We start from the raw sequence: 14,060 nt of genomic DNA, 5'->3' as shown, positions 1-14,060 counted from the left end.
TGGGTTATTACCTAATAAGGTGAATAAATCAATACTTGGACTGGTGGTACATAAAATTATTGAACCATCGCTTCCTGCATTAGGAGCTGGGTTGATGGTTATGGTGACTGTCGCAGAAGCAATTGGACATTCTGTTGACTCTGAAACGGTATACGTGAAGACATACGGACTTCCAGCAATGGTAAGAAGCGAGATATCTAATGTACCTAAATTACCATTGGATGTTGAAAATGGGCCAGTCCATGTTCCAGAAGTAAAAGGGTTTCCTCCTAGCGAATCAAACAAATTAACAGGAATACCAGTCGTTAAATCAGTTTCACAAAGACTAAAAGTACCATTTTGACCCGCATCATTTATAGGCTGAATCACAACGGTAACTGGCAAACGCTCATCACTTTCGCAAGGAGGGTCAGTTGTAGTTGCATAATAAGTTTGTCCGTCTACCAAAGGAGTATCCAATTCTAAAGGTAAAGCAGAAGTATTTGTTAAATACCAATTATTATTTCCAGTAGCATTTAAATTTGCTATGGTAGGAGGATTTGCTGGATTATTACAAAAATATTGAATCGCAGCTCCTGTAGGAACTGGTACCACGCCGATACTTACAAAAACAGATAACCTTGAGGTAAGACATCCTGTGTTGGGATTGGTTTGGTTGGCATAATAAATAGTATTCGGAATTAATACGGTAGTTGGCAACAAAGGACTTCCGCCTACCGGTACATTATACCATTGCACATTATTTCCTACGGCAATTAGACTTGCAATGGTTGCTTGACTTGGAAAATCGACACAAACTCCTTGAAAATTTTGACCTGTGGGTGCGGAAAATACAGAGACAAACACTTGAACTCTTCCTCCACAATTCCCTGCACTATTATCTGCAAAATAATCTTCACCGTTTATTAAACCAGCGGTTGACAATAATGGTGTAGGCGAAGTAGCCGTAGCAAACCACGCAATTCCACCTCCATTATTTGTGGCTTGCAAACTCGCAATTGTAGGCGATTGAATATCGCAAAACGATTGATTTACATTTGTAACGGTAGGACATTGAGCAAAAGATAAAGTGGTACTAAATACTAAGAATAGCAGAACACAATAATTTTTATATGGAATAAAAATTAAATTAAATTTATCAATTTTTTTATAAAAACTAATCATAAATGAATTAGGTTAGCACTATTAATTGGCAAGTTTAGAATCGGAATCTACATCATATTGCAGGATATAGCCTCCTTGATTAGAATATCCTCCTTCTGGATTTATAACATATTGAAACGTAAAAAGGAGTTGTTCTGTTATTTCATCTTTTGCTGTTGCTTCAAAACTTGCGTCTTGAAACAAGCGAATTATCGCATCATATGTTAAATCAAATCCTTGAAAAACTTGTTCGGATGGCTGTGCATTATATTTCTTTTGAAAAGCTGCTTTAAAGCGATTGATGTCAGCTTGATTTGTTCTTTTCGAAAAGGACGGATACAACATCTTCAAAGCCTTAAATCGCATATCCGACAAGCCTTCGCCAGTAATTGCCTCTTTGGGTTGCAATAAAGCCAATTGAATATCATAAGTGGTTGACTCTTTCAGTAAAATGGTGGTGGTATTTAAAATTAATCCTGTTTTTTCCGTATTTAAAACCACATAATTTTTTCGGTTGTGAATTAATTCATTTTGAAGTGCTTCTGCTTCAATTACTCCTTTATCACTAACGGTTATAAACCTAGCTTTTGGGTAATGATTTTGAATAAATTCAGTTTTATTTGCATTTTCTTCATCGCTTACCACAATTACATTTCCGCTTTTACCTGCGAAATAAGCCAACATCATTTTTGAAAAAATATTTTTAGATGGAATTCCAACATAAGTAGAAGCATAGCTTTTTTCCACTTCATTTTTCTGATTAATGAGCAATGGAATAGTTTCTTTTGATGCAAATTCACTTATTTTTTCAGCATTCATCCCTTCTGAAAATAAAAAAATTGCTTTCGAATTTTCGATTTTATTTTTTTTCAACAAAGACGCGTCTATTTTATTTTCTTTATTTACACTCAATTCCACCGTTTTAACCTCAACCAAGACGTTCATTTTTCTTAAAGAATCAATTGCCATAGTTGCTCCAATATAAAAATCATAATCGCCAATCTTTTCTTTAGTAGCAGCAGTATCGTTAGTATACGCTGTCCATTTATCCATAGAAAAAGGCATTAATAAAGTGACCTCCTTAGACTCTACTTTATTAATTGTTTTTAAAAGTCCTTTTACCTCTACAGAAGGAATCGATTTGACTATTGGTTTTTCAGTAGTGCTTTTACTTTCTTCTTTTACTTCTTCTACAACAGTTGGAATTTTATAGGCAGAAGCTAATTCTGCAGTAATTTTATCTCCTGGAATTTTGATAATCATTCCTGCTTGCACTCCAATTTCTAAATTTGGGTTTTTTTCAATTAATTTTTCTTGCGTTAACCCAGTCATTTTAGACAAACCATATAGCGTTTGCTTTGGTTGAATTTCATAATCAACCCAATCCGATGGTTCGTTTTTTGGAGCAGTAATAGCCGGTTTCTTTGGTTCAACTTTTTCGATAACCGTTTCTTGCTTTACGGTTTCTTGCTTTTCCTTTACTTCTTCCGAAACCACTTCTTGTTTGACTTCTGAACTATTCGATTTCGAATTATAAATAACAACTTGTTGACCCGTTTGCAACATGCGAACAATTTGTGGGTTGTTCCGCTCTAATTCTTCGATAGAAACACCATATCGTTTAGATAATCCGAATTTAGTTTCGCCCGCTTGCACTAAATGATAGTTTGCATTTTCTGTAGCAACCTGTTGTTTTATTTGAGATGGAACTCGAAGCAACTGACCACTTTTTAAAATTCCAGACAAATAATCTTGATTGATACTTTCTAATTGTGGCACTGTAATTCCATGTCTTTTTGAAATGCCATACAGTGTTTCATTTGGCAATACGGTATAAATCTCATACCTATTATTTTGATTTATCGCTGAAGCGGATTGACCCTCTTTTTGAATCGGTTTTGAATCGTTTCCTCCGCGTATTTCAAGTTTATGCTCCGATTGTAAACCCATCACAATATGCGGATTTTGTTGTTCCAATTGAGCTATACTTATTTTAAATCGCTTTGACAACCCGTATTTAGTTTCACCTGGCTGTACCGTGTAATAAATGACGTCTTGCTTCTTTTCTTCAACTTCTACGACTTCCTTTTTTGGTAATTGTTGTGATTTTACAACCGCTGAAGAAGGTATTATTATGATTTGATTCTCTTGAATCCCATTAACTAAGTCTGGATTTAACTGATACAAATCATTTGGTGTGACTTTATATTTTTGAGCAATAGAAAGCACGGTTTCTTCTTTCAGAACCGTATGCTTCATAAGATTTTCCTGAGCAACTAATTGCCCTGAGAATAAACAAATTAGAAGAAAAACAATTAATCCATATTTTTTCATTCTTAACAAATACATTAGTAAATAAAAACTTACTTTTCTATTTTATAAATTTAAAAAAAAACCTTCAAAAGATTTTCGCTTTTAAAGGTTGTTATTAAGATTGTTATTAACAATTTTTAGTAAACAAAAATCGCTCTTTCTCCCATAAAATCATTCACTTCATTTGCTACCTCTTCAAGAATTTCTTCGTTGGTATGGTTAAGAATAACCCGGTCGATTAATTCCACAATAATTTCCATATCGGTTTCAACCAATCCTCGAGTAGTAATTGCTGGTGTTCCAACACGAATTCCTGATGTCACAAAAGGCGATTTATCATCAAAAGGAACCATGTTTTTATTCACAGTAATTTCAGCTTTTACTAAGGCGTTTTCAGCTTCTTTTCCTGTGATGTTTTTGTTACGTAAGTCAATCAACATCATGTGGTTATCCGTTCCGCCTGAAATAATATCGTAGCCTCTTTTCACAAAAGCTGCGGCCATTGCCTTAGCATTTTTTTGCACCTGTAAAGAATAGGTAAAAAATTCATCTGATAAAGCTTCTCCAAAAGCGACCGCTTTAGCTGCAATAATATGCTCTAAAGGCCCGCCTTGATTTCCAGGAAAAACGGCTGAATCTAATAAAGCAGACATCATTCGGGTTTCTCCTTTTGGTGTTTTAATCCCGAACGGATTTTCAAAATCGGCACCCATTAAAATCATTCCGCCTCTTGGTCCGCGTAAGGTTTTATGTGTTGTTGTTGTAATAATATGGCAATGCGGCACCGGATCATTTAGTAGACCTTTGGCAATTAAACCCGCAGGATGCGAAATATCAGCCAAAAGAATAGCTCCTACGCTATCTGCAATTTCTCTAAATCGTTTAAAGTCCATATCTCGAGAATAGGCGGATGCTCCCGCAATAATCATTTTTGGCTTTTCTAACGTTGCGATTTCTTGAATTTTATCATAATTCAAAAGACCTGTTTCTTTTTCCACACCATAAAAAACAGGATTGTATAAACGTCCTGAAAAATTAACAGGCGAACCGTGTGTTAAATGTCCTCCATGGGATAAATCGAATCCTAAAAATTTATCTCCTGGTTTTAAACACGCAAAAAATACTGCTGTATTGGCTTGAGAGCCAGAATGAGGCTGTACATTGGCATAAGCCGCTCCAAAAAGTGCTTTTGCTCGATCAATCGCAATTTGCTCCACCTGGTCTACCACTTCACAACCGCCATAATAGCGTTTACCTGGGTAACCTTCGGCATATTTATTGGTTAATACAGAGCCCGCTGCTTCCATTACTTGATCACTTACAAAGTTTTCTGAAGCAATTAATTCTAATCCGTGAATTTGTCTATCTTGCTCATCTAAAATGAGCTCAAAAATTTGTTCGTCGCGTTGCATTTGATAATATTTCGTTAAATTGAGTTCAAATTTACAAAAATCGTTTGTTAAATTGATAGTTAATAATATATTTGATAGATAATTTTTCAACACTTAAATCTACTTAAAAATGCCTATAACCGCCAACTCGCCTTCTAGAAAATCTTGGTTAGATGTACCAACAATCAGTGACTTTCCCATACAGAACATTCCTTTTGGAGTTTTTTTAACCAAAGATGACATCGTTACCATTGGTACTCGAATTGGAGATTATGCCATTGATTTAGGAGCAATGCAACAACTGAACTACTTTGAAGGTATTGACTTGACCGATGATATGTTTATGCAAGATACGCTTAATGATTTTATATCTGATGGTAAAAAAACATGGCGTTTAGTTCGCAACCGAATTGGTGATTTATTTGACAATACCAATCCGAAATTAAGAGATAATCCTGTTCATCGGGACATCATCATATTCAAAATGGAAGAAGTAGAAATGCAACTTCCAGTTTTAATTGGTGATTACACCGACTTCTATTCGAGTAAAGAACATGCTACGAATGTAGGAAAAATGTTTCGTGATCCTGAAAATGCTTTGTTGCCCAATTGGCTTCACATTCCAGTAGGCTATCACGGCAGAAGCTCCACAATAGTCCCTTCTGGTATTCCAGTGCATCGTCCACTTGGTCAAACTTTACCTAATGGCGAAACACAACCTGTTTTTGGCCCGTCTCGTTTAGTTGATTTTGAACTTGAAATGGCTTTTATCACCACTGATGCTAATATTATGGGAGAAACTATTCCCGTAAACGAAGCAGAAGATTATATTTTTGGGATGGTTTTGTTAAATGACTGGAGTGCTCGCGATATTCAGAAATGGGAATATGTGCCGCTAGGACCATTTTTAGCCAAAAATTTTGCCTCCTCCATTTCACCCTGGATTGTAACGATGGATGCTTTAGAACCTTTTAAAACCAAAGGACCAATTCAATCGCCGGCACCTCTTCCCTACTTGCAGCAGAAAGGCAAACATTCCTTTGACATTAACTTGGAAGCTTATTTAATGCCCGAAAATTCAGAATCTTTGTTGATTAGTAAATCTAACTTTAAGTATATGTATTGGACGATGGCTCAGCAATTGGCACATCACACCTCTAACGGTTGTAAAGTAAATTCTGGCGACATGATGGGTAGTGGAACTATTTCTGGACCAACACCAGACAGCTATGGTTCGATGCTAGAATTAACTTGGGGAGGAAAAAACCCAATCACCATGAAAGATGGTACAGAACGAAAATTTATTAATGATAATGATACGATAACCTTAAAAGGATATTGTCAAAACGGGCAAATCCGAATTGGTTTTGGCGAAGTGAGTTCAAAACTTCTTCCCCCGTTTATCAGACACTAAATTAATTATCCGGATTTATCCGGATTTTTTTATTCCTTTATATAGGATTAGTATATTTGACTGCTAATTTTAATTATCCTAATGAAAAAAATTTCAATTCTGTTACTCTTATCGCTTTTCATCGCTTGTGGCGTTAAACAATCAACCCATTATCTAAATTCTGGAAATTATGATGAGGCAATTTCAATTGCGGTTAACAGTTTGCAAAATAATAAAAATGCAAAAGGGAAACAAGATTATATATCCATATTAGAAGAAGCTTTTGCTAAAGCCAATGAACGCGATTTAAGAAACATCGACTTATGGTCAAAAGAAGCTAATTCGGCCAATTTAGAAAAAATTTATTCTTCTTATGTTGCTTTAAATAATCGGCAAGAAATAATCAGACCACTCTTACCGCTTCGATTATTGAATGAAAACCGAAATGCTATTTTTCATTTTTCAGATTATACTACTGAAATGGTTGGGAGTAAAAATGCTTTTTCAAATTATTTATATACCAACGCAAAAAGTTGTTTATTAACCGCAACTAAACTTGAAGCTAGAACTATTCTCCAAGATTTATCCTATTTAAATCAACTCAATCCTGGCTTCAAAGACGTTTCTAAATTAATTGAAGAAGCCCGTTTGAAAGGAACAAATTTTGTTCATGTTTTTACCAAAAACGAAACAAATTTGATAATTCCTGTTCGATTACAAAACGATTTACTCGACTTTAGCACCTATGGTTTAAACGATAAGTGGACGGTTTATCATAGTAATCGTAAGCCCGATATTCATTATGATTATGGTATAATTTTAAATTTTCGACAAATTGATATTTCGCCTGAACAAATCAGAGAAAAACAAATTATCAAAGAGAAACAAATTAAAGAAGGTGTCAAAAATTTACTAAATGCAAATGGAGGAATTGTAAAAGATAGTTTAGGCAATCCCATTAAAGTTGATAATCTGATTACTGTGAAAGGAAGAGCTATTCAATTTACTCAATTTAAATCCTGTCGAGTAGTGGCAAAAGTAGATTATATTGATTTTACAAACAATCAACTACTCAATACCTATCCGTTGGGAAGTGAATTTATATTTGAACATATTTATGCTACCTTTCGTGGAGATCGACGAGCTTTTGATGAAGAATTAACTCCCTATTTTGGAAATAGAGCTATTCCATTCCCCTCAAATGAACAAATGGTTTTTGATACTGGTGAAGATTTAAAACTGAAATTAAAAGAAATAATTAGTCGAAATAAAATTCAATATTGACGATTTTAATTTGAAATAACTTCTTTTAAAAGCAACGCATCTATTCCGTCATGCGAAGTGGTATAAATACATTTCCCCTCTTTGATAATCAAAATCTGTGGCGATTGATGTATCACTTTAAAGCGGTTTGCAATTTCGCTTGATACCATTCTATATTCCAATAAATCTAAAAAATAAGGTATCAATGCTGATTCTGTAAAATCATATTCTCTTTCAAAATTCTTCAAGGCAAAGCGGCTAATACTGCAACGCGTACTGTGTTTAAAAATTAATACTGGTTTCTCAAAAGAAAGCGTTTCGATTTCCTGTAATTGTCCTAAATCAATCAACTTTCGCCAGCTAATTTCACTAGGTGTTTCTTCTTTATTAGTTCCGAAAAATTTATTTAAAATGCTCATATTTGGCTTGTTTTAAGACATTTTGGCTTGTTTTCTTGCTATAAAAGTTCAAAAATAAGACAATTTGTCTTGTTGTTGTAATTGGAATATTAATTGTCGTAACCTTCACAAAGATAAAAAAAATACACCTCTAATCAAGGTTTAAAAACATAAAAATATGACATTAAACAACTTAACTATTAAATCGCAGGAAGCATTGCAACACGCACAGCAACTTGCTCAAACGCTCGGTCATCAACAAATTGAAAATGAGCATTTATTCAAAGCAATTTTAGAAGTAGACGAAAACGTGACGCCTTTTTTATTAAAAAAACTCAATGTCAACGTTCCGTTATTCATTCAAATTCTAGACAGTACCTTACAGCATTTTCCAAAAGTTAGTGGTGGCGAAATTCAGTATGCTCGAAGTACCTCGCAAACCTTATCGGATGCACTTTCTATTGCCAAAAAAATGAACGATGAATTTGTTTCTATTGAGCATTTGGTTTTGGCCATTTTTAAATCAAAAAGCAAAATAGCTCAAATTTTAAAAGACCAAGGTGTAACCGAAAAAGGACTAGAAACGGCCATTGCGGAAATTCGTAAAGGTGAACGCGTGACATCAGCTTCAGCGGAAGAAACCTACAACGCTCTAAATAAATATGCCAAAAACCTCAACGAATTGGCTAGAAACGGCAAACTTGACCCAGTTATTGGACGTGATGAAGAAATTCGAAGAGTCTTACAAATACTGACTCGTAGAACCAAAAACAATCCGATGCTTGTGGGCGAACCAGGTGTGGGTAAAACAGCAATTGCAGAAGGACTTGCCCACCGAATTGTAGATGGCGATGTGCCTGAAAACTTAAAAGATAAAATCGTTTTTTCACTTGATATGGGTGCCCTAATTGCTGGTGCAAAATATAAAGGTGAGTTTGAAGAGCGATTAAAAGCAGTAGTCAAAGAGGTGACTTCGGCTGAAGGTGATATTGTCTTATTTATTGATGAAATTCACACCCTAGTTGGTGCTGGCGGTGGCGAAGGTGCGATGGATGCTGCTAATATTTTAAAGCCTGCCTTAGCAAGAGGAGAGTTGCGAGCGATTGGTGCAACGACATTGGACGAATATCAAAAATATTTTGAAAAAGACAAAGCCTTGGAACGCCGATTTCAAAAAATTGTAGTTGACGAACCCGATACCGAAAGTGCTATTTCAATTTTGAGAGGAATCAAAGAAAAGTATGAAGCTCACCATAAAGTCCGAATCAAAGATGATGCGATTATTGCTGCAGTGGAACTTTCACAACGGTATATCACCAATCGGTTTTTGCCTGATAAAGCTATTGATTTGATGGATGAAGCCGCTTCTAAACTGCGAATGGAAATCAATTCTAAGCCTGAAGAATTGGATGTTTTGGATAGAAAAATCATGCAATTAGAAATTGAAATTGAAGCAATTAAACGGGAAGATGACGAAATTAAATTGAAATCACTCGGTTTAGATTTGGCCAATTTAAAAGAAGATCGAAACGAAATCTATACAAAGTGGAAATCGGAAAAAGACATTGTTGATGCCATTCAAACCATCAAACAAGAAATTGAAACCTATAAATTAGAAGCAGAAAAAGCAGAACGAGAAGGTGATTATGGTAAAGTAGCAGAAATTCGTTACGGAAAAATTAAAGAGGCACAAGAAAAGTTAGAGGTTTCACAACAGGCTTTAGCCGAGAAACAAGCAGGTGTTTCCTTAATCAAAGAAGAAGTGACTCGAGAAGATATTGCCGAAATAGTTGCAAAATGGACAGGTATTCCGGTCATGAAAATGCTACAAGGTGAAAGAGAAAAACTCTTGCATTTAGAAGATGAATTACACCGCCGTGTTGTTGGTCAAGAAGAAGCCATTGAAGCAATTAGTGATGCCGTAAGAAGAAGTCGTGCTGGTTTACAAGACATGAAAAAACCGTTAGGAACGTTTCTTTTTCTAGGAACTACGGGTGTTGGTAAGACCGAATTAGCAAAAGCATTGGCTGAATATTTATTTGATGATGAAAGTGCTTTGACTAGAATTGACATGAGTGAATATCAGGAACGGCATAGTGTGAGCCGATTAGTTGGAGCTCCTCCAGGCTATGTGGGTTATGAGGAAGGGGGGCAATTAACTGAAGCAGTTCGAAGAAAACCGTATTCCGTTATACTGTTAGATGAAATTGAAAAAGCCCATCCCGATACGTTTAATATATTGTTACAAGTGCTGGATGAAGGACGATTAACCGATAACAAAGGACGATTGGCTGATTTTAAAAACACCATTATTATTATGACTAGTAATATGGGAAGTCAAATCATTCAAGAAAAATTTGAAAACTTAAAAGGCAGCGTAGAAGCAGCGACTGAGGCAGCAAAAATTGAAATTCTCGCACTTTTAAAACAAACGGTGCGGCCTGAATTTATTAACCGTATTGATGAAATTGTGATGTTTACACCTTTAAACCCAGAAAATATTAGAGAAATCGTTGGGTTACAATTAAAAAATGTAACAAAGATGTTAGCTCAACAAAACATTACGATGGATGCCACACCCGAAGCGATTGATTATTTAGCTGAAAAAGGTTTCGATCCACAGTTTGGAGCAAGACCAGTGAAACGAGTTATTCAGCGGGAAGTTTTAAATAAATTATCTAAAGAAATATTGGCAGGTAAAATAACAGCAGACAGTATCATTCTATTAGATAGTTTTGATGGAGAGTTGGTGTTTAGAAATCAATAAAGCCTTAAAACAAAAAAGCGATTAGAAATTCTAATCGCTTTTTTTATTGCTTTTTAAAAATGACTAATTAAAATTATAAGTCAAACCGCCACCTAAACTAAATTGATAAATAGAAGAGTAAGTACTTACTCCAGTGCTCACGCCACCTGAACCGTAGTAAAAACCACCACCCACTGATTGTGCAATAGAGAGTAATTGAGCTTGTAATTTAATTCCAAAATTAGGTGATGCCCAAATAATAGCTCCTCCTTTTAGACCCCAAGCAAATTTTGTAAAATCTTCTGAAATTCTTGCTGCTGGGGTATTCGCGTTATTATCTAAACTACCAATGCCATTCCTAATGAAAATCCACCAAAACCTTCCACCATTGAACCTGACTTTCTAAAACTTTGATTTACACCTAACATAACGTAATTTAAGGCAACATCAAAATTACTGTATTGCGAAAATATACCTCCCGTATAATACTGAATTGGAGCAGTAGTTGTTTCTCTTAAATAAGAAATTTCAATAAAAGCAGAGGGTCTAAATTCAAATTCTAATCCTACGCCATAAAGCATTCCGTCATTGATTTTTCCTTGATAATAATTACCAAAATCATAATAAGAATCTACACTGTCATCAAAGGTGTAAGAGCCGTAAAGGGTAATTCTTTTATTCGCAGTAAAACTTTGTGCCGATAAATCAGGCATAAAGACAAAAGCAACTAAAAGTAAAGTAATAATTTTTTTCATATTTTTAACATTTGTTATAGTTTGCAAAATTAATTAAATAAACGAGTTATTTCATTTTCTAATCAAAAATATAATTACACAATTTTTTTAAACAAAAACAGTTATTTACTTTATAAATATAGCTGTATTTTATTTAGTTTTTGCTCAATTTATAAAACGCTATTAAATTTTAATTTAAGATGAACTATTTCTACTCTTTTTGCTTTTTAATTTTTACAACTATTCTTGTTGCTCAAGAAACAAATTATGCTCAAAATCTAAATCATACTGTCAAAGGTGAACCCGTTTATTTAGAATCGCAAGTAGATAGCAAACCTAAATTGATGTATGGTGAAAATGGCATGTATCGATTTATGTCTAGAAACTTCAAATTTCCTAAAAATGAAGCGGCAGTTCAAAAAATAATTTGTAGTTTCATAGTCGAATTAGACGGCAGTATTTCTGATATTAAAATCGTAAATGATGTTCCAGAGAACTTTAAAAAAGAAGCCATTCGGGTGATGACTAAGTTTGATGAACCCTGGTATCCTGCAATAAAAGACAAAAAACAAGTGCGATGTCAATACATTTTACCTATTGTTATCGATCGCATTTAATAATACACTTTTAAATTAAAAACCTTGAAACCGTTCGCTTTATTTCTTTTATTCACTTCCTTTTGTGTTGGTCAACAAGTCAATTTTATTTCAGATTTGGACTCCGCTTTTACAAAAGCAAAAAAGGAAAACAAATTAGTATTCATTGAATATTATAATACCCAATGTACAATTTGTTTAAGTATTCAACCCTTTTTTGAAAATAAGGAAATGGCCGATTTTTATAATCGCAATTTCATCAATTACAAAATTAACACCAAAGACGGATTAAAAGTAAAAGACAGCCTTTTTATGGCCGAACGGAACCTGAAATTTTCAGGTGTTCCCTTTTTTTTATTCTTTGATGAAGATAAAAATTTTATCCATTATTCTGGTGCAAAAAACGATTTAGAATACTTAATTTCTATCGGAAAGAAAGCAATGAATCCCGAAGAACGCACAGGAAGTCTTGCTCAAAAATATGCATCGGGCGACCGAACTATCAATACACTTTATGCCTATTCCGACTTGGTGCAACTTTATCAAAATCATGCATTAAGCAATACGATTTCAAATGAACTTTTTATTGTTTATCCAAAGCAAAATTTAGGAACAAACCAAAGTTATCTTATTTTAAAAAACAGTGTTTTTAGTATAGACAATGGTTTTTACATTTATTGGTATGAAAATCGTGCAAATTTGAAAGATTTTGAAAAAGGAATACATAAAGGAGAAGAACAAAAAGTACTCGAGCGAATCTTATTAACATCTATTCAAAAAGAAAAAGAAAATTGGAATTTAGAAAAGATAAGAGCAGTTAAAGAAATGACTCTTGCATTGGGATTATCAAATGACCGCGATGATTTTTTATGGGAAGAAGAAGCCCAAGCACTACTCGCTTCTAATCATTCTGAGGAGGCCGTAACATTACTAAAAACAATCTTGGATAAGTCTAAAGAAAATAGTTATTCATCATTATACGTTACCGAAAAATTTATTGGTTTTTTTGATCGTAAGGAAGATTTATTGGTCGTGGTGCAAGAGCTCGACAAGTTAAAATCTTTAACAATGGAACCTGAACAAAAAGGAGAATTACTCTATCAGCAATTGCTTTGTTTTCAAAAAATGAAAAATACATCAAAAACTAATGAATATAAAAAATTAGTTGTCGATTATTTTCAAGAGCAGGGTTTAGATTTATCAACTTTAAAAAATTTATAAAAAAAGGCACCAACCGGCATAGTTGGTGCCTTCAACTTAACAAACTAACAAGATTCTATTGCGAATAATAGATTCTGTTTATCGGAATAAAGACATCTTTTTTCAAGATTACTTTATCATCAGTTATATCCCAAATAGTAGTATTTACAACTTTTTTAGATTCACTATCTTCAAAATAAATTTCAATCTTTAGTTGACTAATATTACCAAAAGCTAAACCTCTAGTTAGGCTAGCAATACGCTGTCTTTTAAGGCTTTTATCTTCTAAAACATCGGTTTTGGGAAATTCAAGGAAATAGATTTCTTCTTTCTCGATTGGCTCAAAGAAAGTGGTTAAGGTTTCCGTCATAGTTACTCTTTTTTAAGTGTAAAACTTAAAAGTTCTATAGATTCTATTAATGGGAATTCCTATACCATGTGTTAATATCACCCGTTTATTGGTAACACCACAAACTTTTGCTTCAACCACTTTTTTAGATTGGTTGTCTTCAAAATAAATCTTAATTTTAAAATAATCAAGATTACCAAATGACAGTGCTAATTTCAATTCGGATATCCGTTGAATAATAGCTTCATTTTTGCTTAATACATCAGATTTAGGAAACACGAGAGAAGAAATTTTCTCGTTTTCAATGGATTCGTAAAGAGTGGCCATAGTGCTAAATTTAAGTTAATAATAGATTTAAGGGGAATCAAATTTAACATAATTTTTGAAATAACACTACTTTTTTTAAAATATTTTTTGATTGTCCGTTTTTTGTCATAATCCTGTAATGCCAGCAATTACTAATCTATCGAATAGTTTTTCTTCAAAATATCTTCTATTTAACTTGTAAACAAACTCATTTAGATATAATTGAAG

General features: G+C 33.9%; 12 protein-coding genes and 1 pseudogene. 5 read left to right on the top strand and 8 right to left on the bottom strand.

Annotation, left to right across the window (positions count from 1 at the left end; translation table 11 throughout):
* From PHR76_RS12635 to glyA, 3 genes are all read right to left on the bottom strand, one after another.
* The coding region (locus PHR76_RS12635) for a hypothetical protein (RefSeq protein ID WP_300063356.1) at positions 1 to 1,164 on the bottom strand (1,164 nt) is incomplete at its 3' end.
* Between the two features lie 21 nt (positions 1,165 to 1,185).
* Positions 1,186 to 3,477, bottom strand: coding sequence for a LysM peptidoglycan-binding domain-containing protein (locus PHR76_RS12630; RefSeq protein ID WP_300063353.1), 2,292 nt, complete (start codon positions 3,475 to 3,477; stop codon positions 1,186 to 1,188).
* 116 nt (positions 3,478 to 3,593) lie between these two features.
* On the bottom strand, positions 3,594 to 4,868 hold the full coding sequence (gene glyA / locus PHR76_RS12625; RefSeq protein WP_300063349.1) for a serine hydroxymethyltransferase: 1,275 nt from the start codon (positions 4,866 to 4,868) through the stop codon (positions 3,594 to 3,596).
* A gap of 109 nt (positions 4,869 to 4,977) precedes the next feature.
* Between glyA and fahA the strand changes: the two genes are divergently transcribed.
* A complete protein-coding gene (gene fahA, locus PHR76_RS12620) occupies positions 4,978 to 6,261 on the top strand; it encodes a fumarylacetoacetase (protein WP_300063347.1) in 1,284 nt (427 codons plus the stop codon).
* Positions 6,262 to 6,342: 81 nt separating this feature from the next.
* Positions 6,343 to 7,524, top strand: a complete 1,182-nt coding sequence (locus PHR76_RS12615; protein ID WP_300063344.1) for a hypothetical protein — start codon at positions 6,343 to 6,345, stop codon at positions 7,522 to 7,524.
* A 5-nt stretch (positions 7,525 to 7,529) separates the two neighbouring features.
* Here PHR76_RS12615 and ytxJ read toward each other — a convergent pair whose 3' ends face one another.
* Positions 7,530 to 7,922 carry a bacillithiol system redox-active protein YtxJ gene (gene ytxJ / locus PHR76_RS12610; RefSeq protein ID WP_300063341.1) on the bottom strand — a complete coding sequence of 131 codons (393 nt, stop codon included), beginning with the start codon at positions 7,920 to 7,922 and terminating at the stop codon, positions 7,530 to 7,532.
* A gap of 157 nt (positions 7,923 to 8,079) precedes the next feature.
* On the opposite strand from ytxJ, the gene clpB reads away from it, so the two are divergent.
* Positions 8,080 to 10,668, top strand: a complete 2,589-nt coding sequence (gene clpB, locus PHR76_RS12605) for an ATP-dependent chaperone ClpB (RefSeq protein WP_300063339.1) — start codon at positions 8,080 to 8,082, stop codon at positions 10,666 to 10,668.
* Between the two features lie 317 nt (positions 10,669 to 10,985).
* Here clpB and PHR76_RS12600 read toward each other — a convergent pair whose 3' ends face one another.
* Positions 10,986 to 11,402, bottom strand: a complete 417-nt coding sequence (locus PHR76_RS12600) for a hypothetical protein (RefSeq protein ID WP_300063337.1) — start codon at positions 11,400 to 11,402, stop codon at positions 10,986 to 10,988.
* Between the two features lie 179 nt (positions 11,403 to 11,581).
* Here PHR76_RS12600 and PHR76_RS12595 point away from each other — a divergent pair, with 179 nt between their 5' ends.
* On the top strand, positions 11,582 to 11,998 hold the full coding sequence (locus PHR76_RS12595; protein WP_300063334.1) for an energy transducer TonB: 417 nt from the start codon (positions 11,582 to 11,584) through the stop codon (positions 11,996 to 11,998).
* 24 nt (positions 11,999 to 12,022) lie between these two features.
* Positions 12,023 to 13,198, top strand: a complete 1,176-nt coding sequence (locus PHR76_RS12590) for a DUF255 domain-containing protein (RefSeq protein ID WP_300063331.1) — start codon at positions 12,023 to 12,025, stop codon at positions 13,196 to 13,198.
* A gap of 55 nt (positions 13,199 to 13,253) precedes the next feature.
* Here PHR76_RS12590 and PHR76_RS12585 read toward each other — a convergent pair whose 3' ends face one another.
* The 3 genes and pseudogenes from PHR76_RS12585 to PHR76_RS12575 form a co-directional block, all read right to left on the bottom strand.
* Positions 13,254 to 13,547, bottom strand: a complete 294-nt coding sequence (locus PHR76_RS12585) for a hypothetical protein (RefSeq protein ID WP_300063328.1) — start codon at positions 13,545 to 13,547, stop codon at positions 13,254 to 13,256.
* 12 nt (positions 13,548 to 13,559) lie between these two features.
* On the bottom strand, positions 13,560 to 13,853 hold the full coding sequence (locus tag PHR76_RS12580; protein ID WP_300063325.1) for a hypothetical protein: 294 nt from the start codon (positions 13,851 to 13,853) through the stop codon (positions 13,560 to 13,562).
* A 105-nt stretch (positions 13,854 to 13,958) separates the two neighbouring features.
* A pseudogene (locus PHR76_RS12575) lies at positions 13,959 to 14,060 on the bottom strand (IS1595 family transposase); the annotation flags it as partial.

The sequence above is a fragment of the Flavobacterium sp. genome (assembly GCF_028689845.1).
In the GTDB taxonomy this organism is placed as follows: Bacteria; Bacteroidota; Bacteroidia; order Flavobacteriales; family Flavobacteriaceae; genus Flavobacterium.
The sequence above is the reverse complement of the archived record's forward strand: the minus strand, read 5'-3'. Positions and strand labels throughout refer to the sequence as shown.